Source organism: Arthrobacter sp. OAP107, from assembly GCF_040546765.1.
Classification (GTDB): domain Bacteria; phylum Actinomycetota; class Actinomycetes; order Actinomycetales; family Micrococcaceae; genus Arthrobacter.
This window is the reverse complement of sequence record NZ_JBEPOK010000001.1, coordinates 4,109,849-4,134,238: the sequence shown is the minus strand read 5'-3', so window position 1 is coordinate 4,134,238 and position 24,390 is coordinate 4,109,849. Positions and strand designations below refer to the sequence as shown.

Annotated in this window: 20 protein-coding genes and 1 pseudogene; 15 read left to right on the top strand and 6 right to left on the bottom strand. The window is 66.3% G+C overall.

All coding sequences use genetic code 11. The annotated features are described in order from the left end of the window. Nucleotides 1–27: 27 nt before the first annotated feature. On the top strand, nt 28–702 hold the full coding sequence (locus tag ABIE00_RS18935) for a DUF6318 family protein (RefSeq protein WP_354262250.1): 675 nt from the start codon (nt 28–30) through the stop codon (nt 700–702). A 35-nt stretch (nt 703–737) separates the two neighbouring features. Beyond that, nucleotides 738–1,655: a hypothetical protein gene (locus ABIE00_RS18930; RefSeq protein WP_354262249.1), complete on the top strand. Its 918-nt coding sequence runs from the start codon at nt 738–740 to the stop codon at nt 1,653–1,655. A 16-nt stretch (nt 1,656–1,671) separates the two neighbouring features. Here ABIE00_RS18930 and ABIE00_RS18925 read toward each other — a convergent pair whose 3' ends face one another. Further along, a complete protein-coding gene (locus ABIE00_RS18925) occupies nt 1,672–2,001 on the bottom strand; it encodes a hypothetical protein (RefSeq protein WP_354262248.1) in 330 nt (109 codons plus the stop codon). Nucleotides 2,002–2,023: 22 nt separating this feature from the next. Between ABIE00_RS18925 and ABIE00_RS18920 the strand changes: the two genes are divergently transcribed. The 10 genes from ABIE00_RS18920 to ABIE00_RS18875 all read left to right on the top strand — a co-directional run bounded on the left by ABIE00_RS18920 (nt 2,024) and on the right by ABIE00_RS18875 (nt 12,973). Beyond that, nucleotides 2,024–3,013 (top strand): 2,3-butanediol dehydrogenase, encoded by a 990-nt coding sequence (locus tag ABIE00_RS18920; RefSeq protein ID WP_502914233.1) that lies wholly within the window; start codon nt 2,024–2,026, stop codon nt 3,011–3,013. Nucleotides 3,014–3,183: 170 nt separating this feature from the next. Beyond that, complete coding sequence (locus tag ABIE00_RS18915; RefSeq protein ID WP_354262247.1) at nt 3,184–4,257, top strand: alkene reductase; 1,074 nt, start codon at nt 3,184–3,186, stop codon at nt 4,255–4,257. A 114-nt stretch (nt 4,258–4,371) separates the two neighbouring features. Continuing rightward, nucleotides 4,372–5,103: a GntR family transcriptional regulator gene (locus tag ABIE00_RS18910; RefSeq protein WP_354262246.1), complete on the top strand. Its 732-nt coding sequence runs from the start codon at nt 4,372–4,374 to the stop codon at nt 5,101–5,103. 258 nt (nt 5,104–5,361) lie between these two features. Beyond that, on the top strand, nt 5,362–6,357 hold the full coding sequence (locus ABIE00_RS18905; protein WP_354262245.1) for a sugar phosphate isomerase/epimerase family protein: 996 nt from the start codon (nt 5,362–5,364) through the stop codon (nt 6,355–6,357). 64 nt (nt 6,358–6,421) lie between these two features. Beyond that, nucleotides 6,422–8,197: a dihydroxyacetone kinase subunit DhaL gene (dhaL, locus tag ABIE00_RS18900; RefSeq protein WP_354262244.1), complete on the top strand. Its 1,776-nt coding sequence runs from the start codon at nt 6,422–6,424 to the stop codon at nt 8,195–8,197. After that, nucleotides 8,194–8,676: a ribose-5-phosphate isomerase gene (locus tag ABIE00_RS18895; RefSeq protein WP_354262243.1), complete on the top strand. Its 483-nt coding sequence runs from the start codon at nt 8,194–8,196 to the stop codon at nt 8,674–8,676. The genes dhaL and ABIE00_RS18895 overlap by 4 nt, the downstream gene beginning before the upstream one ends. 2 nt (nt 8,677–8,678) lie before the next feature. Further along, on the top strand, nt 8,679–9,647 hold the full coding sequence (locus tag ABIE00_RS18890; RefSeq protein WP_354262242.1) for a 3-hydroxyacyl-CoA dehydrogenase family protein: 969 nt from the start codon (nt 8,679–8,681) through the stop codon (nt 9,645–9,647). A gap of 98 nt (nt 9,648–9,745) precedes the next feature. Next, nucleotides 9,746–10,513: an SDR family NAD(P)-dependent oxidoreductase gene (locus ABIE00_RS18885; RefSeq protein ID WP_354262241.1), complete on the top strand. Its 768-nt coding sequence runs from the start codon at nt 9,746–9,748 to the stop codon at nt 10,511–10,513. Nucleotides 10,514–10,676: 163 nt separating this feature from the next. Further along, complete coding sequence (locus ABIE00_RS18880) at nt 10,677–12,080, top strand: MFS transporter (RefSeq protein ID WP_354262240.1); 1,404 nt, start codon at nt 10,677–10,679, stop codon at nt 12,078–12,080. Nucleotides 12,081–12,193: 113 nt separating this feature from the next. Then, on the top strand, nt 12,194–12,973 hold the full coding sequence (locus ABIE00_RS18875) for a triose-phosphate isomerase family protein (protein ID WP_502914293.1): 780 nt from the start codon (nt 12,194–12,196) through the stop codon (nt 12,971–12,973). Between the two features lie 23 nt (nt 12,974–12,996). On the opposite strand, the gene ABIE00_RS18870 is transcribed toward ABIE00_RS18875, so the two are convergent. Beyond that, entirely contained in the window at nt 12,997–13,293 is a 297-nt protein-coding gene (locus ABIE00_RS18870; protein ID WP_354262238.1) for a hypothetical protein, read from the bottom strand. Nucleotides 13,294–13,559: 266 nt separating this feature from the next. Between ABIE00_RS18870 and ABIE00_RS18865 the strand changes: the two are divergent. The 3 genes and pseudogenes from ABIE00_RS18865 to ABIE00_RS18855 all read left to right on the top strand — a co-directional run bounded on the left by ABIE00_RS18865 (nt 13,560) and on the right by ABIE00_RS18855 (nt 18,634). Next, nucleotides 13,560–16,164, top strand: a pseudogene (locus ABIE00_RS18865) (Tex family protein). Nucleotides 16,165–16,258: 94 nt separating this feature from the next. Then, entirely contained in the window at nt 16,259–18,205 is a 1,947-nt protein-coding gene (locus tag ABIE00_RS18860; RefSeq protein ID WP_354262237.1) for a gamma-glutamyltransferase family protein, read from the top strand. A 108-nt stretch (nt 18,206–18,313) separates the two neighbouring features. Next, a complete protein-coding gene (locus ABIE00_RS18855) occupies nt 18,314–18,634 on the top strand; it encodes a hypothetical protein (protein WP_331569300.1) in 321 nt (106 codons plus the stop codon). A gap of 288 nt (nt 18,635–18,922) precedes the next feature. Here the strand turns inward: ABIE00_RS18855 and ABIE00_RS18850 are convergent, their stop codons facing one another. The 4 genes from ABIE00_RS18850 to ABIE00_RS18835 all read right to left on the bottom strand — a co-directional run bounded on the left by ABIE00_RS18850 (nt 18,923) and on the right by ABIE00_RS18835 (nt 24,289). Then, nucleotides 18,923–21,274, bottom strand: coding sequence for an HNH endonuclease signature motif containing protein (locus tag ABIE00_RS18850; RefSeq protein WP_354262236.1), 2,352 nt, complete (start codon nt 21,272–21,274; stop codon nt 18,923–18,925). A 134-nt stretch (nt 21,275–21,408) separates the two neighbouring features. Continuing rightward, complete coding sequence (locus ABIE00_RS18845; protein WP_354262235.1) at nt 21,409–22,269, bottom strand: SDR family oxidoreductase; 861 nt, start codon at nt 22,267–22,269, stop codon at nt 21,409–21,411. A gap of 48 nt (nt 22,270–22,317) precedes the next feature. Continuing rightward, nucleotides 22,318–23,058, bottom strand: a complete 741-nt coding sequence (locus ABIE00_RS18840; RefSeq protein WP_354263426.1) for a nuclease-related domain-containing protein — start codon at nt 23,056–23,058, stop codon at nt 22,318–22,320. A gap of 295 nt (nt 23,059–23,353) precedes the next feature. Beyond that, the gene (locus ABIE00_RS18835) at nt 23,354–24,289 is read right to left on the bottom strand and encodes an MSMEG_6728 family protein (protein ID WP_354262234.1); all 936 of its coding nucleotides are present in this window, start codon (nt 24,287–24,289) and stop codon (nt 23,354–23,356) included. Between the last annotated feature and the right edge of the window lie 101 nt (nt 24,290–24,390).

The window sequence follows — 24,390 nt, the reverse complement described above, 5'->3', positions numbered from 1 at the left end:
TTGAAACCTATCCGGGGGGATTAGCGCATGACTTCTCGTACCTGCATTTCTGAACGCCTCCGTCTTCCTGTCATTTCCGCCGTCGTTGTGTCTGTTATTTTGCTCAGCGGCTGCAGCGGCGGCGGTGATCCCCAAGCTGGTCCCACTGGCACCGCTGCAGCATCGCCGGGTCAGTCCGCTTCCGGTTCGGCATCTGCAACGCCGAGCGCCACTCCTACGCCCAAACCGACCCCGGTATACAAGCCTGCCGACGCCAAGGGAAGGGCTCAGAACGTTCCCGTGCCGGTGAAGCCAGCCCTGGCTGATAAGAATACGAAGGAGGGGCTGGAGGCGTTCACGAAGTACTGGTATGCCTTGCTGAATTACGGCTTCGAGACGGGTGACTTGTCATCTTGGGCAAAGCTAACTTCGACTTCTTGTGATTTTTGCAACCTGCTCAAAAATAGTGTCGCAGTCGGCTATAAGGAAGGACGTTGGCAGGCTGGCGGCCGCCTTTCCGCTCCGTCCGTCGAGGCGAGGTTCAAGCCGGGGACGGCAAGTCAGCAGGTCGTAGTGCAAGTAGTTCAGGAGAAAACGCACTTTTACAAGGCAGATACAAGCGTCGGAAGAAGTCCTGCTCCTGGCTCGAATACTGCTTCTGTGGTGGTAGCGAAATATGCCGATGGCCATTGGGGTGTTTCCGACCTCCACCTTATTCAGTAGCCGGTGACGAAATGAGCCTTAGGGCGACTATTTCCGTGACTCTTGCCGCAGCTCTAGCGTTTAGCCTGCAGCAGCAAGCTCATGCATTTGACGACGATTACGGCGGTTCCGTCGACTATGGTGAAGCAGGCATCATTGTAGGTGGTTGGGTACGTGACGAGGCGACAGATGAATTCCTTCCTGCCCCGCCTGGTTATGTCAGCACCGACCCGAACCAATACAACGCTTTTCCACAATGCCAGGTGGACGACGGAAACTTGGCAATTGATTGCTTGGCAAAGCAGCGCGATTGTCCTCCCAGGGCCGATGGGAAACCCGGCATTCCCGTGATCTGGAAGGTGGCCCCAAGGGAAATAGCCAATCCAACTTGGACGGACTGGCAAGGCAACGGCGGCGGCCCCACGTGCCTGTACGACAGGAACCCCGAAGATCTTCTGCCGAGAATCGCCGCTCTCATCCAGAGGGCATTCGATAGGCTTCCGGTCATCCCAGGAACCTTGACCGCACAACCTAGTCCGCACACTCTCCGTGGTGCCGAGACCAACTTCTACGCCAAAGCCACAGAGCAGCCATTCGATATCACCATCCTGGCCCAGAAAATTCACATCATCGCCAAGCCCGTCCAATACCGCTGGGACTACGGCGACGGTGCATCGCTGGGTCCCACGACCACCATGGGCGGCCCGCTCCGGCAGGACCGTTGGGGTGAGAAGACACGGACCAGCCATGCCTATGCAGCGACCGGTGACTTCAACGTCGTCCTCACTACATACTTCCAGGGAACATATTCCGTGAACGGCGGCCCGAACCTGCCCATACCCAACCAGGGGCAGTTCAGCTCCCCGCCCCAGACGGTGAGCGTGTGGCGTTCCGTCACGCGAAATTACGCCGACGATTGCAACACAAACCCGCGCGGTGACGGTTGTCCAGGCGCTGCGCCGGGGAACCGCTAGAAGAGTGCCGCCAAACCTACGCCCGCAGCTCTCGATCCATGCGTGTCATCTTGGCCCGCACCAGCTGGAAGCGGGGATCATCCGTCCCGGCCAATCGCTCAACCACTGCAGCAGCGGCGGAATCGGCCGCCCCCATGTCGGTCGCGCACCACTGCAGGACCAGATCGGCTTCACCGCTGGCGCGGACAGAGGCACCCACTGCCTCGTTGAGTTCATCACGCATAAGTTCGATGGCGAAGTTGGCCGAACGGGTCAGAAGCTTCGCTGGATACTCGGCAAGTGCGTCGCTCACCCGCCCCGCCCGCAGATGGGCCGCCACAGTCGACGCGTCAGTCTCAACTTTCACCCCGGCACTGAACCGATACGGATTGGGCTCCACAACATTCGCAAGAACTGCCTGGTGCGGCATCTGCGGAACCGACCTCCACGAATACCTCGAAGGCCCCATCTTCATCCCGCCGCCGGGCCACGGACACCCCCTCACCGGGGAAGAGGCGCCGGTGACCATGGGCCACGAATTTTCCGGGACCGTCGAGCAGCTTGGTGAAGGGGTCACCGGGCTCTCGGTGGGGGAGGGTGTGGTGGTCGAGCCGTACTTCGTCTGTGACGACTGCGAGCCCTGCCGGGCCGGCAACTATAACCTGTGCACCCGGATGGGCTTCATTGGCCTGGCAGGAGGCGGAGGAGGACTCAGCGAAAAGATCGTGGTCGATTCCCGCTGGGTTCACCCCGTCGGCTCCATCCCGTTGGACGAGGCTGCACTGATCGAGCCTTTGGCCGTGGCCTACCACGCGGTTGGCCGGAGCGGCCTGGCAGCCGGGGACGTAGCCGTCGTAGGCGGCGCCGGGCCAATCGGCCTGCTCACCGCTGCTGTTCTGAAGGGCCTCGGAATCACGACGGTCGTCACCGAGCTGTCCGCGGCCCGCAAGGAGAAGGCGGTCTCGTCCGGCGTCGCCGACCACGTCCTCGATCCCACCGAGCAGGACGTCAAGGCGGGCGTGCTGGAACTGACCAACCACCGCGGAGCAGAGGCCGCGTTCGAGTGCGCCGGCGTCAATGCGGTGCTGGACACGATGCTGGACGTTGTGAAGCCGGCGGGCGTGGTGGTGAACGTTTCCATCTGGGGCCGCCCGGCCACGGTGGACATGCAGAAGGTGGTGCTGAAGGAAATCGACCTTCGCGGCACCATCGCCTACAAGGGGAACCACGCCGCGGCCATCCAACTGGTCCAGGACGGAAAGGTGGACCTGAAACCCTTCATTACCGGACGCATCGCCCTGGAAGACCTTATCGACAAGGGGTTCGACACCCTGATCAACCACAACGACACAGCAGTCAAGATCATCGTGCACCCCTAGTGGCAGGCTGGAAGGCCACGACTGAATGTACGACGGCGGCACCCCACCCGGGTGCCGCCGTCGGCCATGCCCGGGGTGCTTTGCGAGGTGAACTGCGCCACAAGCGGAATAGTTGCACACGCTAGGCAGTTGCAGCGGGTGAACCTAATGCATTCTGAAAGGAACTCCGCATGCTGTTTTCCCCGCTGACACTCGGCGAGCACGAACTTTCCAACCGGCTCGTCATGGCGCCCCTTACCCGTCTCCGCACCGGCAAGGAGGGCGTTCCCGGCCCGCTCGTCGTGGAGCACTACCGCCAGCGCGCGTCGCTCGGCCTGATCGTCAGCGAGGGGACGTACCCCAGCCCGGCCGGCCGCTCCTATCCCGGACAGCCCGGACTGGTGACACCCGAGCAGATTGCCGGCTGGAAGAAGGTCACCGACGCTGTCCACGCCGAGGGCGGCCGTATCTTCGCTCAGGTCATGCACGGCGGCCGCGTCTCGCACGAGGACATCAACGGCGGCCACCGCGTTGTGGCTCCCAGCGCCATCGCCGTCGAAGCTGAAACGCGGACCTACAACGGCAAGCAGCCGCACCCCGTCCCGCACGAGCTCTCCATCGACCAGCTGCCTATTGTCCGCGAGGAAATCGTCACCGCGTCGCGCAACGCGATCGAGGCAGGGTTCGACGGCGTTGAGCTGCACTCCGCCAACGGTTACCTTCTCCACGAGTTCCTGGCGCCAAACACCAACGTCCGCACCGACAGCTACGGCGGCTCGCCCGAGAACCGCGCCCGCTTCGTCATCGAGACGGTGAACGCCGTCGTCGAGGCGCTGGGTGCCAAACGCGTGGGCATCCGGATTTCGCCCGAGCACAACGTCCAGGGCATCGAAGAGACCGATGCCGCCGATGTCCGGGCCACCTACGAGGTGCTGGTCGACTCCATCGCCCCGCTGAACCTTGCCTACCTGAGCATCCTGCACGCCGACCCCACGGGCGGGCTGGTGCAGGACTTGCGGTCACGCTTCAACGGCACCTTCCTGGTGAACACCGGCTTCGGCGTCATCACCACGCGCGAGGAAGCCCTGGCGCTCGTTGCCGACCGCCACGCCGACGCCGTCGTGGTGGGCCGGCCCGCCATCGCAAATCCCGACCTCGCACGCCGCTGGCGTGAAGGCCTGCCGCTGAACGAACCGGACCAGTCCACGTTCTACGGCGAAGGCGCGGAGGGCTACACGGACTACCCGGTGTACCAGCCGGCCTAGGCGTCGCGCCTTCCGTTTTGGGCCCGTAATGACTAAGGAGCCGCCCGCTCGCCCCGGGCGGTTCCTTGGCCTAACGTTGCGGGCTTTCCCGGCGCGTCCCTATAGGATCTGATCATGCAAAAAGCGTCCAACGGCACCCGCGCAGTCAGCCGACCCGAGGGGCAGACCGGGGGCAAGGGAGGCCGGACGGTCAGCCGCCAGGTTTTGGCCGACCACGTATACGAGGAGCTGCTGGCCTCGCTCATGGACGGCAGGCTGGAACCAGGGGCCGCCGTCAGCATCGACGGAACTGCCCGTGAGCTGGACGTTTCCCCGACCCCCGTCCGCGAAGCATTGGCCCGCCTGGAGCACACCGGCATGGTCCGCAGGGTGGCACTCAAGGGGTATCGCGTTGCGCCGGTCTTCACCCGGGAGGACTTTGCGGATCTGATGGAGGCCCGCCTCGCGATCGAGCCCGTCAACGCCCGGCTTGCCTGCGCCCGCCTGAATCCGCACCGCCTCGCCGAGCTCAAGCAAACAGTCTCCGACCTGAAGTCAGCGCCGCGTGGCCCGTCCTTTGCCGAGTACAAGGACTACCTCGAGGCCGACGAGCGCTTCCATCAGCTCATCGCCCAGCAGACGGACAACCAGTTCCTGGTCGGCGCCTATGCCGCACTCGGCGGACAGGTACAGCGCTTCCGGCTTTTCGGGGGAGTGGGAATCACCGACGCCGAGAATGCCATCGCCGAGCACCAGTCCGTTCTGGACGCTCTGTCCAGCGGCGATCCCGGCAAGGCCGAGGCCGCCATGGCGGCCCACATTCAGAAGGTCCGCGAACGTGCCATGGCGGACGCACCAGTGGAGTGAGCGGGTCCCAAAGTAAGTAGCAGCAGAGGGCGTTCCCAGACGTGGGAACGCCCTCTGCTGCTACTTAGTTGGGTGGCGGTGCAGCGCGGAAGATCACCGACTTGATACCTCGGGCGAGAGGCTCTTCACGCGCAAGCAGGATTCCTATAGGATCTTCGATGCGTACCGGCAGCTCTGCGGTAGGGGGATGTGACCTTGACAACTTCTACCGGATAGTAAATCCTATAGGAAACAGGATTCCATGAGGGAGTGAACACCATGGCTTACACCGCCGACAACTGGCCCATCACCGCGGCGCTGCTGCAGTTCCCGGGCGTCGACGCCCAGGGCACACACATCAACGACGCCGACGCCTCCGCCTGGGCGGAGGTCTTCACGGAGGTGAAGGAAGCAGGCTTCGCCAACGCCGACCTCACCGACAGCTGGGTCCGTCCCGGCGACCTCAGCAAGGAGCGCCTCGGCGAGTTCAAGCAGACCGCCGACACCGTGGGCATCGGCATCCCGGTCATCTCCGCCATCCGCCAGAGCGTGATCGAGGAGGGCAAATGGGAGGACAACCTGGCCTACAGCCACCGCACGATCGACGCCGCCGCTGAACTTGGCTGCGAGGTTGTCTCCTTCGGCCTGCACCAGGCCATCACCCCGGAGCAGCAGAAACAGCTCTGGTTCTGGACCGTCGAAGGCTACAAGGACCCCGTGGGGGACAAGGAAGCCTGGAATGACGCCGTCGCCCGTTTCCAGGAACTGGGCCGGCACGCCGCAGAGGTGGGCGTCCTGCTCTCGCTTGAGATGTACGAGGACACCTATATCGGCACCGCTGACTCGTCCGTGCAGTTCGTCCAGGACATCGGCCTGTCCAACGTCGGCCTCAACCCGGACCTCGGCAACCTGATTCGCCTGCACCGGCCAATCGAGGACTGGCGGGAAATGGTTGCCAAGACCCTGCCGTACTCCAACTATTGGCACATGAAGAACTACATCCGTGACGAGGATGTAGCCCGCGACATGTACGTTGCCATGCCTTCCACCATGGAAAGCGGCCTCATCAACTACCGCGAGGCGTTCAAGGTTGCCCTCTCCGTCGGCTTCCAGGGCATCCTGTGCACCGAGCACTACGGCGGCGACGGCCTCTCCGTGACTGCCAGCAACCAGGACTATTTGCGCCGCCACGTGCTGCCGAAGAAGGAAGGCTACGCCCTCGGCCAGAGCCAGGTGGCGCAGGGCCGTCAGCGGCCGGTGGCCGTAGCGCGCTAGAGGCGCCGCTGCACCAAAAATCCAGCAGAAACCGATTAACCAACCCCGGATTCAATGAGGAACCATGACCCAGATCTTCGATAATCCAGCTGATTTCGCAGACGAGGCGCTGGACGGCTTCGTGGCCGCCAACCGCGGGTACGTCGCCCGCGTGGATGGCGGTGTGGTCCGCTCCACCGAGATCCCCGCCGGCCAGGTGGCCCTCGTGGTGGGAGGCGGCTCCGGCCACTACCCTGCCTTCGCCGGCCTGGTCGGGCCGGGCCTGGCCGCCGGCTCCGCGTGCGGCAACATGTTCGCCTCCCCGGCCGCCGGGCAGGTCTACCGCGTGGCGAAGGCCGCCAACGCCGGCGGCGGCGTGCTGCTGAGCTACGGCAACTACGCCGGTGACGTGCTGCACTTCGGCCAGGCGCAGCTTCGGCTAAACGCCGAAGGCATCGAAACGCGCACCGTGCTGGTCACCGATGACATTGCCAGCGCCCCGCTGGACCAGATCGAGAAGCGCCGCGGCATCGCCGGAGACCTGACGGTCTTCAAGATCGCCGGCGCCGCGGCCGAAGCAGGATTGAGCCTGGACGAGGTGGAGCGACTCGCCATCAAGACCAACCGCCGCACGCGTTCGCTGGGCGTCGCCTTCGGGGGCTGCACCCTTCCCGGCGCCTCCGAGCCGCTGTTCCACGTTCCGGCCGGCCAGATGTCGCTGGGCCTGGGCATCCACGGCGAACCGGGCATCTCCGAGCACCCCATGCCCACGGCCTCGGAACTCGCCGAACTGCTGGTCTCCCGGCTTCTCGAGGACAAGCCCGACGACGCCGGCAGCCGCGTGGTTGCCATCGTCAACGGCCTGGGCACGGTCAAGTACGACGAGCTGTTCCTCCTCTTCGGCAAGGTCGAAAAGCTCCTCAGCGCCGCCAACCTGACGGTCGTCGAGCCGGAGTGCGGCGAACTCGTCACCAGCCTGGACATGTCCGGGTTGTCGCTCACCCTGCTGTGGCTCGACGACGAACTCGAGCAATTCTGGGCCGCGCCGGCCGACACCCCTGCCTTCCGCAAGGGCAACACCGCGCCGCGTGCCCGCCGTGAACTCTTTAGCGCCGAAGAGGCAGCCGACGAGGACACTGACAAAGCAACCGCCGCGTCCGCCAACTTGGGCAAAGTGGCAGCCGCCGTCCTCGCCCAGGTGCGGGACGTCGTCGTCGAATACGAAGCGGAACTTGGCGACCTGGACGCGATTGCCGGCGACGGCGACCACGGCATCGGCATGCGCCGCGGCGTTGATGCGGCTGCCGCGGCCGGTGAGCAGAAGGCCGAAGCAGGAGCCTCCGTCGAACGTGTGCTCACCGCGGCAGGCGAGGCGTGGAGCGAGCGCGCCGGCGGAACTTCGGGTGCGCTGTGGGGCACGGCCGTGATGGCCGCGGGCCTCGCGCTGGGCAACCGCGATTCGTACGCTCCCGGGGACGCGGCCGCCGCCGTCTCCGCCTTCACTAACGCCATCACCGAACTCGGCAAGGCGGAGCCCGGGGACAAGACCATGGTTGACGCCCTCCTGCCGTTCCGGGACGCCTTCAAAGAAGCGTTCGACGGCGGGACCACCCTGGGCGACGCACTCACCGCCGCCGCTGCCGCGGCGAACGCAGCAGCCCGCCGGACCGCGGACCTGCGCCCGCTCAAGGGCCGTGCCCGCCCCCTGGCGGAAAAGAGCCTCGGCCACCCGGACCCCGGCGCAGTCTCGTTCGGACTGATTGCCGAGCGCGTGGCCACCTACCTCTCATCTGATGCGGCCGACTCCACACCGGCCGCATCCCACATGGCCTCAACGGCCGGAAACGGAGCAACGGAATGAGCACCACAGAAGGCTGGCGCATTGTCATCGGCAACGATGAGGCCGGTGTTGAATACAAGGAAGCACTGAAGGCCCTGCTGGAGGCGGACCCCCGCGTTGCCTCCGTCGAGGACATCGGCGTCGCTGCGAACGACTCCACCGCGTACCCACACCTGGCCGTGGCGGCGGCCCGCAAGGTGGCCGACGGCGAAGCGGACCGCGCACTCCTGATCTGCGGCACCGGCCTTGGCGTGGCCATCGCCGCCAACAAGGTCCCCGGCATCCGCGCCGTCACCGCGCACGACAGCTACTCCGTGGAACGCTCCGTCCTCAGCAACAACGCCCAGGTCCTCACCATGGGCCAGCGCGTCATCGGGCTGGAACTCGCCAAGAAGCTCGTGGGCGAATGGCTGGGGCACCGCTTCGATGAAAACTCCTCCTCCGCCGCCAAGGTGGACGCCATCTGCTCGTACGAACCCGACTACACGAAGGCCGACTGAACATGACCGAAACACCCACCAGCTCACGCAAGTTCGCCCTCGTCGGATCCGGCTACATGGGCGGCGGCATCGCCCAGGTCCTCGCCCTCGGCGGTGCCCGCGTTGCCCTCGCCGACGTCTCCGCCGAGGTGGCGCAGAAGAACTACGAACGCCTGCTCACCGAATCCGACCAGTTCGTGGCCGACGGGCTGTTCCCGGAAGGATCCACAGAAATCCTGAAGCAGAACCTCTGGGCCGCGAAGGACATCGAGGAAGCCGTGGCAGACGCCGACTTCATTGAGGAAGCCGTGCCCGAGGTCATCGCCATCAAGCACGAGACCCTGGCCCGCATCAGCGCCGCGGCCCGTCCGGACGCCATCATCGGCTCCAACACCTCCACCATCTCGATCGCCGAGCTCTCCCAGCCGGTCGCCAACCCGGAGCGCTTCCTCGGCGTGCACTTCTCCAACCCGTCGCCGTTCATCCCCGGCGTCGAGATCATCCCGCACGAGGGCACGTCCACCGAGACAGTTGCCGCCGTCCGCGACCTGGTGCACTCCGCCAACAAGGAAACGGCCGTGGTCAAGGACGTCACCGGGTTCGTGCTGAACCGCCTGCAGTACGCCCTCTTCCACGAAGCCGCCCAGCTGGTGGAGCAGGGCATCGCGACGGCGGAGGACGTGGACACGCTGGTCCGCACCACGTTCGGCTTCCGGCTGCCGTTCTTCGGCCCCTTCGCCATCGCCGACATGGCCGGCCTGGACGTCTACAACTTCTGCTACAAATCGCTGCAGACCGACTTCCCGGAGCGCTTCGCCACGCCGAAGATCCTCACGGACCTTGTGGAGGCAGGCAAGCTCGGCACCAAGACCGGCGCGGGCTTCCTGAACGTTCCGGCCGAGCGCACCCCCGAGCTGATCGACTACCGCAACAAGGCCTATGTCGCCATGCAGAAGCTCATCGAGGAACTCGGCCCGGCACCGATTAACTAAGCACCGACCACTTAAGCACCGCAGCAGTTGGGCGCCGCCTCCGGGCAGCTGCCCTCCTGTTGTGCTGCCCATTTCACAAACGACTTAGGAGCACCTCCATGAGCACTTTTCCGTCCGAGCGCACGGCCATCGTCACCGGCGCTGTCTCGGAGCGCGGCATCGGCCGGGCGACCGCCAACTACCTCGCGGAGCAGGGCTGGAACATCGGAATCATCGACCTTGACGATGCCCTCTGCCAGGCCACGGCCAAGGAGATCGCCAACGAGTACGGCGTGAAGGCCCACGGCGTCGGCGCGAATGTTGCCGACGAGGCGTCGGTCCGCGCGGCCATCGACTCCATCGAGGCGGAGCTGCCCCAACTCGTGGCCCTCGCCAACGTGGCCGGCGTCAGCTCGCCCGTCCCGTACCTCGAACTCGACGCCGCCGAGTGGGACCGCGTGCTCAACATCAACCTCAACGGCGTCCACTACGCCACCCGCCGCGTGGCCGAATCCATGGTGAAGAACCGCGTGGGCCGCATCGTCAACATCTCCTCCGTCTCCGCGCAGCGAGGCGGCGGCACATTCTCCAAAACCCCGTACTCCGTGGCGAAGGCCGGTGTGATCGGCCTGACCCGCGCCACGGCCCGTGAACTGGGGGAGTACGACATCACCGTCAACGCCATCTCACCCGGCCCTATTGACACCGACATCATGGGCGGCACCCTGAGCCAGGAACGCAAGGACGAACTGGTGAAGGACCTCGTGGTCAACCGGGTCGGTTCCACCCGCGACATCGCCGCCGCCATCGCCTTCCTCATCAGCGAGGATGCCGGATACATCTCCGGCCAGACGCTGAATGTGGATGGCGGCCTCTACATGCACTAAGAAAGGACCGTTCATGCGTAGCTCCTGGACAAGGGAACGCAAGATCTACCTGGCCGTCGGCGTCCTCGCCAGCCTGGCGGGCGTGCTGCTCATCGCATTTTCGCTCTAAGTCTTTTTCACGCCCTGCCCTGATTTGCTCACTTTTACTCAAAGAGGAGTTTGAATGACTGTCGCCAACCCATCCACCACAAAGGAGCTGCTGGACTCGCCGATACTCAAATCGGCGATCTCCAAGGCGTCCTTCCGGCTCATGCCGATGCTCGTCATCCTGTACGTCGTGGCATTCCTGGACCGCACCAACGTGGGCTTTGCCGAGGCCGCACTCGAAGCGGACAAAGGCATCAGCGCCGGCGCCTACGCACTCGGCGCCGGCATCTTCTTCATCGGCTATGCCCTGTTCGAAATCCCCAGCAACCTGCTCCTGACCAGGTTCGGCGCCAAGATTTGGCTTGCACGCATCGCCGTCACATGGGGCATCGTCTCCGCCTGCTTCGCCTTCGTGCAGGACGAGACCTCCTTCGTGATCCTGCGCTTCCTGCTGGGCGTGACCGAGGCCGGGCTCTTCCCCGGCGTCATCATGTTCCTCGCCGCCTGGTTCCCCAACAAGGTCCGTGTCAAGATGTTCGCCATCTTCTACCTGGCCCAGCCGTTCTCCCAGATGATGGGCGCACCGCTGTCCGGCTGGCTGATCAACATCGGCGACCAGGTTCCCGGCGTCCAGGGCTGGCAGGTGATGTTCTTCGTCGAGGGCATGCTCGCCGTCCTCGCAGGTATCGCGTCCTTCTTCTTCCTGATCAACAGTCCGCAGGACGCCAAGTTCCTGAACAAGGACGAGAAGAAAGCCCTGCAGGACGTCATGGCCCTTGAGGACACTGTCAAGGAAGAATCCGGCCCGCGCGGCGTCCTGGCAGCGATGAGGAACGGCCGCGTCTGGTACTTCACCATCATCTACTTTTGCCTGCAGATCGCCGTGTACGGTGTGACCTTCTACCTGCCCCAGCAGGTGTCCCAGCTGACCGGACAGAAGGTGGGTCTCGCCGTCGGACTTCTGGCGGCCATCCCGTGGTTCTTCGGCATCTTCGCCTGCTACTTCATCGGCAAGGCCGCCAACACCGTGATCCGCCGCCGCGTCTGGGGAACGGGTCTGTTCATCTCCACCGGCCTGTGCATCTTCGGCTCCGCGTGGGCCGGCGCCAACCACCTCCCGGCGCTGGGCATCGTGTTCATCAGCCTCGCGGTGTGCAGCTTCCTCTCCATCGGCCCGATCGCCTGGTCATATCCGACGGCGTTCCTCACCGGAACTGCCGCCGCGGCGGGCATCGGGCTCATCAACTCGCTGGGCAACCTGGGCGGCTTCGTGGCCCCGATCCTGCGGACCACCGTCAACCAGGTGACCGCCTCGGACACCGGCACCATGGGCGTCTACGCACTCGGCGTGCTGCCGTTCCTCGCCGCGGCCATGATGATCGGCACGCGGAAGTTCAAGAACAAGGCCGACGACCTGCTCGAGACCAGTGCCGCCGCGAAGGCAGGCACTGCCGAGGACCAGGCACTGCTGGAAAAGTAGTCAGCAGCAAACCCAGCAGTTCAGCAACACCACCAAAGGCAGGAAATCCCGTGACCCAGCTCAGCCAGGCCATCAAAGACCCCGGCACGATTCTGGTCGGCGTCAGCACCAAGATGTACCTCGGCTACCGGGATACCCTGCGCTGGCTGGATGAACTGCGCCAGCAGGTGGATGCCCGCCCGGCCCTCGCGGCCGGGCGGGTGGTCCCGTTCGTGATTCCGTCTTTCCCGATGCTTCCGGCCGCAGGGGAGATCCTTGCCGGATCGCCGCTGGTCCTGGGCGCCCAGAACTGCGGCTGGGCCGACGGGCCGTGGACGGGCGAACTCTCACCGTCTCTGCTTGCCGAGCTGGGCGTCGGACTCGTGGAAATCGGGCACGCCGAACGGCGGCGGCACTTCGGCGAGGACGACGCCATGATCGCGCTTAAAGTCAGGGCGGCCGACGGCGCCGGCGTCACCCCACTGCTGTGCGTGGGGGAGGAGTCGCGCGGCACGCGGAACACCTCAACTGACGGAACGGCCGACGCCGGCAGTACGGTGGGTGCGGAAGGCGCCGCCCGCTTCGTCTCCGGTCAGATCGGGGCCGCCGTCGATGGCGACTGGGACCTGGCCTCCCGGCTGGTCATCGCGTATGAACCCGTCTGGGCCATCGGCGCAGCCGAGCCCGCCAGCGCGGAGTATGTGTCCGCCGTCGTCCGTTATTTGCGGGAGCAGCTCAGTGACCAGGGGCTACAGGATCTGCCTGTCATTTATGGCGGCTCCGCGAAACCCGGCCTGCTGCCCGCCCTGGACGGTGTGTCGGGGCTGTTCCTCGGCCGGTTCGCGCACGACGCCGCGAACCTCGGAAAAGTGCTGGACGAAGCACTGTCACTGCCGGGCTTGGCCAGCTCCTAGCCACCCGGCACCATAAAACGGCACTACAAAAAGGCCTCGCGGCCCGTCCCCTCGCTGAGCACGAGCTCGCCGTCCTCAATGGACACAAGGAGGCTGCGTGGCCGGCCATGGAGCTTCATTTCCGCGCTGAGGTTGCGGCTGGTGACTTCGACCCCCACGGTGGCGCCTTTTGCCGGCAGTTCCACGGAGACTTCCTCGGCCATGCCCAACAGTTCCCGGGTGGTGACATCGCGGTCGTACCGGGCCTCCTTGCCGTTGACCGTGATGGTGACTTCATCGTCGTTGAAGCCGTCCTGAAGAATGATGAGCAATTCCTGCATGATGCGCCGCCTAAGTCGATGACCCCCGCTGCATAAAGTCACTACACCACTTAAGGACCGATGTGGGTAGTGCGGTTTGCTCCGTTCCCTGGTCCCCTGACCGCCGCGGATCCGGGTGCGTAGGGCAAAATGTTCTGGTGACCCAACAGCCGCAGCACCCCGCCACGCCCACGCCCAGCCCTGCCTCCGCCGCCGGCACAAAGCCGAAGGACATCCCCGCTCCCACGCCGGCCGGCGGCCAAGGCACTGACGATGTTGCCGCCCGCATAGCGGAACAGATCGCCGCCGAGCTCGGCGTGAAGGCCTGGCAGGTGAAGGCGGCGGTGGACCTGCTCGACGGCGGGTCAACGGTTCCGTTCATCGCCCGCTACCGCAAGGAAGCCACCGGGACGCTCGACGACGGCCAGCTCCGCGAACTCGACGAGCGCCTGCGCTACCTCCGCGAACTGGAGGACCGCCGTCGGACTGTCCTGGAGGCGATTGCCGCGCAAGGCAAGCTGACCCCGGAACTGCAGGCCGCCGTCGTGGCCGCCGACACGAAGTCCCGGCTTGAGGACATCTACCTGCCCTTCAAGACGAAGCGGCGCACCAAGGCTCAGATCGCACGTGAGGCCGGGCTGGAACCGCTCGCCGATGCCCTGCTCCAGCGCCCCGACCTCGATCCCGAGCGCGAGGCTGCCAAGTACCTGAACGCGGAGCACGCCGTCGACGACGCTGCTGCGGCGCTCGCCGGCGCCCGGGCCATCCTCGTGGAGCGCGTGGCGCAGGACCCGGACCTTGCCGAGAACCTGCGCGAGCGGCTGTGGACGCAGGGCCGGATGGTGTCCAGGGTGAAGAAGGGCAAAGAAACCGAGGGGCAGAAGTTCGCGGACTACTTCGAGTTTTCGCAGGCGCCGTCCGGGATGCCGTCGCACCGGGTGCTGGCGCTGCTGCGCGGTGAGAAGGACGGCGTGCTCGAGCTGGACCTCACCGAAGCGGACCCGGCCGACGATGACGCCCTCGCCGCCGCGCGCACCCGTTACGAGTCCGCCGTGGCCCGGTTCCTCGGGGTTGCCGACCGCGGCCGGCCCGCCGATTCGTGGCTGCTCCAAACGGCGCAGGTGGCATGGCGCTCCCGGGTGCTGGCTCGGCTGACGGCCGACCTGCGGGGACGGATGTTCGCCGCCGCGGAGGACGAGGCCGTGCGCGTTTTCGCGGCCAACCTCCGCGACGTGCTGCTGGCTGCACCCGCCGGAAACCGCGCCACACTTGGCTTGGACCCGGGGCTGCGGACGGGCGTGAAGGTGGCCGTGGTCGACAAGACCGGCAAGGTGGTGGCCACGGACACCGTCTACCCGCACGCACCGGCGCGCAAATGGGACGAAGCCCTGGCGACGCTGACCCGTCTGGCGCGGCAGCACGCCGTCGAACTCGTGGCCATCGGCAACGGAACGGCGTCGCGCGAAACGGACAAGCTTGCAGCCGAACTGATCAAGCAGCTCCCTCTCCGCAGCCGCCGGATCCGGGACTGGTGCCGGCACTGGCGCGGCGCCGCAGAAGCTGGTGGTGTCCGAGGCCGGTGCGTCGGTGTACTCGGCCTCCGCCCTCGCCGCCGCCGAACTCCCCGGCATGGACGTGTCCCTGCGCGGCGCGGTGTCCATCGCCCGCCGCCTGCAGGATCCGCTGGCAGAGTTGGTGAAGATCGATCCGAAGTCGATCGGCGTGGGGCAGTACCAGCACGATGTCACCGCGGCGAAACTGGACCGCAGCCTGGATGCCGTGGTGGAGGATTGCGTGAACGCCGTGGGCGTCGACGTGAACACGGCGTCGCCGGCGCTGCTGAGCCGGGTGGCCGGCGTCGGGCCGCTGCTGAGCGAGAACATTGTGGCGTACCGGAACGAGCACGGGCCGTTCGCTAAGCGCAGCGAGCTGAAGAAGGTGCCGCGGCTGGGAGCGAAGGCGTTCGAACAGTGTGCCGGGTTCCTGCGGATCACCGGGGGAGCAGAGCCGCTTGATGCCTCCAGCGTGCACCCCGAGGCGTACTCGGTGGCCCGGAAAATCCTGACTGCGGCTGGCGCCACTCGCGGGTCCGGTGCATCCGGAGCTTCTGCAGGCACTGCTGGTCTTGCTCCGTTAGCTGATGCCGGACGGCTAAACCCGGCAGACTTCGTGGACGGCACCTTCGGCTTGCCGACCGTGCGCGACATCATCGCCGAGCTCGAGAAGCCGGGACGCGATCCCCGTCCGGCGTTCAAGGCGGCAGCGTTCTCCGAAGGCATCGAGAAGATCTCCGACCTCAAGCCCGGCATGGTCCTGGAGGGTACCGTCACCAACGTGGCCGCGTTCGGCGCCTTCGTTGATGTGGGCGTTCATCAGGACGGGCTGGTCCACGTGTCCGCACTGGCGAACCGGTTCGTCGCCGATCCGCGAGAGGTCGTGAAATCCGGGCAGGTGGTCCGGGTGAAGGTGCTTGAGGCTGATCCGGAGCGGAAGCGGATCTCGCTGACGCTAGGGCTCGACGACGAACCGGCCGCTGCCGGCGACCGCCCGGCTGGTGGACGTTCGGGTGGGGAACGCGGCGGCGACCGAAATCGGGAAGGCGGCCGCGGCGTCGAACGTTCGGCGGGCGGTAACAGGGATGGCGGCAACCGCGACGGCGGCCGGGAAGGCGCCCGCGGGGCCGGTGGCGGCAACCGCGACGGCGGCCGGAACCGGTCGGCCATGCCTGGCCAAGCTGGCGGAAAGCCCGGGGCGCGCCAGGGGAGCGATTCAGGTCAGCCGGCCGCAGAGCGCAACAACGCAAGGCGGCAGCCGAAGCAGTCTGGCCAGCGTCCAGCTCCAGCGGATACTGCCATGGCCGAGGCTCTGCGGCGGGCCGGTCTGGGGAAATAGGCTAAGCGAGGCAAGCAGGCTCCCGCCATAGGCGGAGCGTGTCGCGGGCGCCGTATCCCGGAACGGCCGGAAACCGGTGACTACAGTAGCCCGTATGAGTTTTACGAGGCCGGAGACTTTCACCACCCGTCCTACGCTGCAGGGCACGTTCGGCATGTCCGCTACGACCCATTGGCTCGCTACCGGCACCGCGCAGGCGGTGCTGGAGCGGGGCGGCAACGCCTTCGACGCGGCAACGGCGGCCGCGTTCGTGCTGCATGTGGTGGAACCGCACCTCAACGGGCCCGGCGGCGACATGACCGGCGTCTTCAGCACGGCGGAGGAGCCTGGGAAACCTGTGGTCCTGATGGGCCAAGGCCCGGCCCCGGCGGGCGCGACGGGTCAGCACTTCCGCGCCGAGGGCCTGGAACTGGTGCCCGGATCAGGGGCGCTCGCCGCGGCGGTTCCCGGCGCCGTCGACGCCTGGCTGTTGCTGCTGCGGGATCACGGAACATGGGAACTGGCGGAAGTCCTGGATTTCGCCATCCGGTATGCGCGCGACGGCCATCCGGTGCTGGCACGTGTCGGCAGCACGATCTCGGCGGTGGCGGGGCTGTTCCGCGAGCATTGGCCCACTTCGGCCGAACTGTGGATGCCGGAGGGACGCATCCCGAAGGAGGGCGAGCTGGTCCGGAATCCGGCGCTTGCCCGCACGCTGCAGAAACTGGTGCAGGCCGGTGCCGGCCTCGGCGAGGCATTCGCGGCGCAGCCGGCGCACACGCGCGAGGAGCGCATCGACGCCGCCCGCAGGGAGTGGAGCGAAGGCTTCGTGGCCCGTGCGGTGGCCGAAAGCGTCCGGACACCGCACCGGCACTCGTCCGGTACCGACCACCGTGGCGTGATGACGATGGCCGACATGGCGGGGTTCCGCGCGTCGTATGAGGACGCAGCCACCTTCGAGTTCCGCGGGCACACCATCGCCAAGACCGGCCCGTGGGGGCAGGGGCCGGCACTGCTTCAGACGCTTGCGATCCTGGCCGGCTTTGATGACGACCACCTCGACCCGTCCACCGAGCTGGGGGCGCACACCATTTTGGAGGCCCAGAAGCTCGCTCTGGCGGACCGGGAGGCGTACTACGGCGATGCGGACGTCCCCCTCGGCTACCTGTTGTCCGAAGAGTACGCGGCGTCGCGGCGGGATCTGATCACGGATGAGGCATCGCACGAGTTCCGTCCGGGTTCGGTTCCGGGGCGTGAGCCGTACGTCCCTGCGCTGCGGACGGAGTATGTCCCGCCTGCGCTGCCGAACGACGGCGGGTCACGCGCCTTGGGGGGTGGTGCCGCTTCCGGCGGCGCACATTCCGCGGCTGCCGTGGGTGTGGGCGAGCCTACGATCGGTGAACCCGCACCAGGCGGGCCCGCAGCTGGTGAACCCGCACGAGGCGAGCCCACTGTGGCGTCCAACGGGGAGACCCGCGGCGACACCTGCCACATTGATGTTGTGGACCGCTGGGGCAACATGGTTTCGGCCACGCCGTCCGGTGGCTGGCTGCAGTCGTCGCCGGCGATTCCTGAGCTTGGCTTCTGCCTGGGCACCCGGCTGCAAATGACGTGGCTGGAGCCCGGAACGCCGTCCACGCTGACGCCGGGCAAACGGCCCCGGACCACCCTGACGCCGACGCTGGTGCTGCGCGATGGCGTTGCTGTTTCCGCGCTCGGCTCGCCCGGCGGCGACCATCAGGACCAGTGGCAGTTGCTGTACCTGCTGCGGACGATCGTCGGCGGGTACTCGCCCCAACAGGCCATCGATGCGCCGGCGTTTCATACGACGTCGATGCCCGGGTCTTTCTGGCCGCGCACATGGCAGCCTGGCGGTGCCGTCGTCGAGGATCGGTTGGGCGATGACGTTATCGCCGGGCTCGAAGGGCGGGGACACCGGATCACCCGGGCAGGCGACTGGACGCTGGGGCGGCTGTCCGCCGTCGTACGCGATCCCAGGACCGGCGTGCTGCAGGCTGCCGCGAATCCGCGGGGAGCGCAGGGATACGCAGCAGGACGGTAGGAAGGACCGCTCTTGCGCTCGCGTTCCGGTTGAGCGGGCGGTGAGCTTTTGTGCCCGCGGGCGGCGAGCGGGGTTTCTGGCATGGCGGTTATCTGCAAGGCTGGGGGCATGAACTACTTCCTGGAGTACACGATTCCCGCTGCCCCCGACGACGCCGAATTCGAGTTCCCGCACGACGAGATTCGACCGGGAACCACCATCCCGCTCTCGGAGACCAATGCCGACGTAGTGCACACTCCCGAGCTTCCTGCCCGCACGGGCATCATCGGTGCCACCGTGCCGGAGGCGAAACTCGAAGCCGAGCAGCTCATCACCCACAGCCGTGCGACGGAGGCGTCCCTGTACGAGGACCCCTCGAACTCGCTGCAGGCCGGCGTGGGCACCCTGGTTGCCACGTTCACGCAAGGCAGCGGCTGGCAGGACGCATAGCAGCCTCTGGTTTTTGTTTCACCGAACCGCCTGGTCCCGAATTGGGGCTGGGCGGTTCTATTTTGAGGCCGAAGCCAGGAATCCTCGGCGCCGGCAGACCATGGCACGGCTGGATCTACCAACATCCTGGCAACTTCCGGCTGTCGGTCCGAGCCCGCGGGTCGGCTGCACGGACCGTGTTGGCTCGTCGACGCCGGGCGTGGCTTTCCCGCGCTGACGCTCCTCTTGTGTCCCGCCGACGCTGGCGTTCCTCGTGCGGCCGGCCCCGGCCCGCTTGCGGTCTCGGGTTCATGTTTTGTGGTGGTGGTTTTGTCGGGGTTGTTGGCGGGGGTCGATGTGGGGTGGGGGTATGAACCAGGGGATGCCGTTTTTGAGGTGGATTTTCCACTGTTCCTTGTGGATCAGGTGGTGGTGGTGGGTGCAGAGGAGGACGCCGTTGTCGGTGCTGGTGGGTCCGCCTCGGGACCAGTAGGTGATGTGGTGGGCTTCGCACCAGGGTGCGGGGATGGTGCAGTTGGGGAAGGCGCAGCCTTGGTCGCGGGTGTTGAGGGCTTTGCGGATGTGGGGCGGGAAGATCCGGGTGGTGCGGCCGATGTCGAGGATGCGTCCTTGGCTGCCGAGGAGGACGGGGATGATGTCGGCGTCGCAGGCGATTTTGCGGATGGTGGAGGCGGTGACGGGGCCGGTGTAGGTGAAGGTTCCGCTGCCGGTGGCCGTGCCGGCCGGCCCGCCGGGCAGGGGTGTGGTGAAGGGGTCGGTGCCGGACCGGTTGATGCCGGGCGGGTTGGTGCCGGGCGGGTTGATACTGGCGGCGTTGGTGCTGGTGATGTTGGTGCTGGGCAGGTTGCCTGTCTGGGTGTCGGGTTCGCTTGTCTGCGGGGCGTCTGTGCTGGTGTCCGGTTCGGGGCGCGGTTGGGTGGTCTGCCAGGTGCCTGGCAGGAGCTCGGGGCCGCTGGGTTGCCATCCGTTTGTGTCTGTTGGTTGGGGGCTGTCTGTTGGCTGGTTGGTGGTGTGGTTTCCTTTGGAGGCGTAGCGGGGGCCGCGGTTGGCGGTGGTTTGGATGCTGTTGAGGAGGTCCCGGTAGCCGACGGTGACCATGACTTGGGGGCGGAGTCCTCCGGTGGTGGGCAGGGTGCCGGCGGCGAGGGCTGCCTTGGATGCGCCGATGAGGCCGTCGAGGCGTTGCTGGGCGAGGGTGCGGCGGTCCAGGTCCGGTTCCGGGGTGGGGGCGTTGAAGGCCGCGTCGGGGTCGACAGCGGCGGCGATGGTACCGTCGGCGCTGCTGGTACCGCCGTCACCGCTGCTGCCGTTGCCCTGTTGGCTGGTGTCCTGTTGGCTGGTGCCGGCGGCCGTGCCGTCACCGTCGCCGCTGTCGTTGTTGTTGCCGTTGTCGGTTTTCGCGCTGGTGGTGGTGTTGGGTGTGGTGGTGCGGGGGTTGGTGGCGGTGTTCATGACGGTGGCGAGGACTTCGTATTGGTCGGCGGTGGCGCGGATTTCGAGGTGGTGCAGGCCGCCGCGTTTGTGGTGGAGGAAGACGCCTTGGCGGTGGCGGAGGTTTTCTTCGGAGGGTTCGGTGCCGTCCTGGTCGAGGGCGTCGATCCAGCGGTGGGCGATGCGGGTGAGGAAGTCGTGGTCGTTGTCGATCGCGGTTTGGGTGAGGTTGTGTTCCATTTCGGCGATCAGGGCGGGGTTGGGGATGTGGCGGACTTTGTCCAGGGCGGTGGTGATGGTGGTTCCGGCGCGGGAGGAGATGATTCCGGTGGTGAGGGCGGCTGCGGTTTCTTCGCGTTCGGGTGGCATGGGCCGGCCGGCGAGTCCGGTGCGGGGGAGGGTGGCGTTGGCCAGGGCGAGGCGGCGGCGTGCTTCGGGGGTGCTGATCCGGAGCCGGGTGCGGAGGAACTCGGCGGTGTTTCGGGCTCCGTCATCGGCCGGGGACCAGGCCACCGCAGAGGCAGGGGCAGAGGCAACCGCGGAGGCGGCCGGAGTTGGGCCAGGGGCGGCAGCAACGGCAAAGGAGGAACCGTCGGCTCCAGCCGTGGTGGCGGCAGCCTCGGAGTGCTGAGCGCCAGGATCCGGGCCTGGATCCGGGGCAGGATCCGGGACAGGCTCGGGTCCGGGTTCGGGGCCCCAGCCTGTGGTCCAGCCTGTGGTCCAGCCGGCGGCGCGGCTGGCGGTCGCGGCGGCGTTGATCGCCTCGGTCCGTGTCCGGTCCACCGCCGCGGCGGCGAGTACTTGCAGGTGTTCGACGCGGCGGGAGAGCTTCTCGGTCAGTTCAGCGAAATCGGCCGCCTGAAGGAAGTTGGCCGCCGCCAGCTCCTCCGGAGCCGAGCTGGTGGCGGAGTCCAGCAGCGCCAGGGACGCCTTCAGATCAGTCGTTGCCGGCGCTGGGGACGCCAGCTCAGTAGTTGCCGCGGCGACCGGTTCCGGGCCGTTCGTTTCCAAACGCCGAGTTGCAGGGCCAGCGCCAGCTGCAAAGCCGGCGGCAGCACCGCCGTCGGACACGTCCTTGACCGGTGCGTCAGCAAGGAGAGCCGCAGGAACGCTACGCAGCCGGCGGCCGCGCAGCAGGACAGCGGCACCCAGGCCAGAGACATTCGTCCCCGCCGAGCTGTCCGCTCCGTGCTCCCCAATCGCTTCCATACGAAAACTCTCTCAGCGGGGTCTGACATTTTCAGGCGTGAGGAGCGTCACTTCGGACTGAATGTGAAAAAACTTTTGAAAATTTTTTTGGCCCGGTCATTTGGGCCCTATCTCCACCTGGGCGGCGCGTCTACTCAAAGGTGGCGCACTCCGACGCCGGCTAAAACGTCGCGGTAACCCTCGCGGAAGGATGGGTACTTGCAGGAGAACCCTGTTCCCCGAAGCAGCGCGTTGCTGCACCGTTTGTTGCCGCCACGTGCGTCGCCCAGGGAACCCGTCGGCGGGACGTCCAACCCCAATTCAGCCGCCAAGAAACGCAGGACGTCGCCCAACTCGGCCGGCTCGTTGTCGACGCCGAGATAGAGGAGTGACGGCGCGTCAGGCATGTTGAGCAAATGCACGATGGCGCCGGCGGCGTCGTCGCGGTGGATGCGATTGGTGAAGCGCGGCTGGTCAGGAATGACGGCGGCGCCGGTCCGAACCTGGTCGATGAGCCGCGTCCGGCCCGGTCCGTAGATTCCGCCAAGCCTGAGCACGACAGGCGAGGTCCCCGTCCCGTCGAACCGCTTCAGCAGCAGCTCCTCTGCTTCAAGCATGACGCGGCCCGAGAATCCGGTGGGTTCCGGCGTCGTGTTTTCATCGATCCATCCTCCTCCGGCGTCGCCATACACTGCCGTGGACGAGACGAAGAGGACGCGTTCGGGTGCAACGTGGTCGCGCTCGAGGGCGTCGAGGACATTCGCAACCCCGTTCACGTACGCGGTCCGGTATGCCTCTTCTGTAGAAGCATCCGCAGCCACGGCGATGACGACGGCGTTAGTGTCCGCCGGGACACGCGGCAGTTCGGCGGTGCTTAAGTCCGTGGCGACGCCCTCGATCTCAGCCGGCAGTTTGTCCGGGGAACGGCGCCAACCCACCACCCGGTGCCCCGCTGCGGCGAAACGCAGACCCGTCTCGGTGCCGAGGTCGCCGCAACCGGCGAGAAGGATAGTCATAGCCGCCAGTCTGCCATCTCCGTGACCCGACCTTGGAATGCCTCTATTTCATCTGGATGGGACAGGCTGGGCGAGCGATGGCGAGGGGCGAGGAACGACAGGGGGCTGCCTTTGTGTGTGGGGCCATGCATTGAGCAGGAGGCCCACGACAAAAACAGCCAAGGCAAAGTAGAAAAGTGCCCCGAAGCAGCCTGAGGGCTTGGTCCGCTTTCGCCTGTTCCTGCCAGGAGTAGTGCGTCCCATGCGCTGCCGGGACCGCCGGCTCTCCAAAGCTACGGCCGGGCCTGAAGCAAGCCCGAGATCTGCAGGTCCTGCATTCCAGTCTTTCGTGGTCAGCAGGGGCGGGCTCGTCTCTCCGGAGAGAAGGCCCAGCAGGTAGCTGTGAATAACCTGCACAGCAGCCGGGTCGAGTACAGCGGGCAGTTCTTGTATGGAGCGCCTGAGTGTCGCTAGGCCCTGAATCCTGACACCAGTACCCGACCTTGCGTTCATATCCGGCTGGTCAACCAAGCACAACCACGCCTGAACAAGCCGCCGGTGCTGTGGTTCGAGGAGTGCAGCTACCGCGGCGCCTTGATCGGCCACGGAGGAAACCTCTCGGTCTCTGGAGTATCCGTTTTGACGGAGAACCCCGTTCCGCGTCTGGACGTCACCAGACCAGCTCTTTGCATCAATGACGATGACACCGCCGGGCCCAACGAGGATATGGTCCAGGTTCGCCTTAGGACGCCCGGGCCAGTGGACATCGTGCAGGGCGAGCCATCCCTGCGAGGCCAGCCCGTCCAGCACCAGCCCGACGCGTACCTCCCCCGCGGCGCCTTTGGTCCAAGCTTTCTCTGCCCGCTCGGCCTGTTCCAGTTGTTGCCTGAGCTTTGCTACCCGCTCGGCTGCCAGCCGTGCCTGCTCGGCCGCTCCTTCGCCTGCCAATTCTGAATCCCCCAATTCGCACTGTTCCCCGGTCCCGCGGGACTCAAAGCAACTGTATGCGACAGAAACCGGCCCTCATACCACGGCTGACTATAGGATCCCCGAGCAGCAAACTGAGCAGCTGCGGCCGACGCGAGGGGCGGCAATCCCTCCGGACTCAGAGCGCCGGGACGGGGAAGAAGACGCGGGGGTCCTGCAGCAGCGCCGGATAGTCGAACTCTGACCGGTCGATGATGTCGGTGAGCTGGAAGTTGCGGCCAAAGCGCCCGTCGTCGAGCGTGATGGGCCGGCCCACGACCATTCCGACGGCGAACCTGCTGCCGCCGTCGAACGGCACGGCGACCGGCGACTTGCCGGGAAGCGTTGAGAAGGCGGCCTCCTGGCGCTGCCGCTTCCGCGACGGCTTCTTGACCAGCGGCTTGGCCGGTGCCTTCTTGGCCACTTTGGCTGGGCGGCGTGAAGTTTCCTCCGCGTAGACGAACTGGTACTCGTCGTCGCCGGATTCCCCGGCAGCTGACCCGGAATCAGCGGCACCTCCGGCCGCCCGGCCCACCGGAGGCAGCCCGACCTTGTCCAGCTTCTCGGGGTCGCCGTGGCCGACGTGCTCGCGAAGAATCCAGAGCACCTCACCCTCGGGGTCTTCAGGCAGGAACTCGTGCCTGGGCTCCGGCCAGACGTACTCCAGCCCGTGCTCGGTGCCGGGGAAGACCTCTTCGTAAAAGTGCGGGTCCTTGCGGATCAGGTTGGACCGGTGGCTCAGGTGGAACTGGGGGTCGCCGAGCCACGGCGGAAGCAGGATCTTGGCTGCATAATCAGGATGCGCGGCCTGCGGAGCGAACTCACGGATGTTGTCGCGCGTGTTGTCGTCGAAGCCGCGCTTGACCCATTCGTCAACCATGGCCAGGCCGTACAGGGTGAGCGCCGGAACGTGCCCCATCCACATGCGGATGGCGGGGTGTGACTGCCACCCGTATTCCGGGATGACCAGCGCACGGAGTGTCTGCAACGCTTCGACGCGCTGCTTGCCGAGCCGGGGCGTGTCCAGCGCGGCCGCGCTTTGCCGGAAATCGGGATAAGGGAGGAAGGTTTGCATCCCTTCAGTCTGCCGTCCCCGGCGCGATGTGCCAATTGAAGTGCCGGACCCCACAGCCAAGCGCCAAAATGGACGGTCGGATGTTCACATAGTGGACCTAT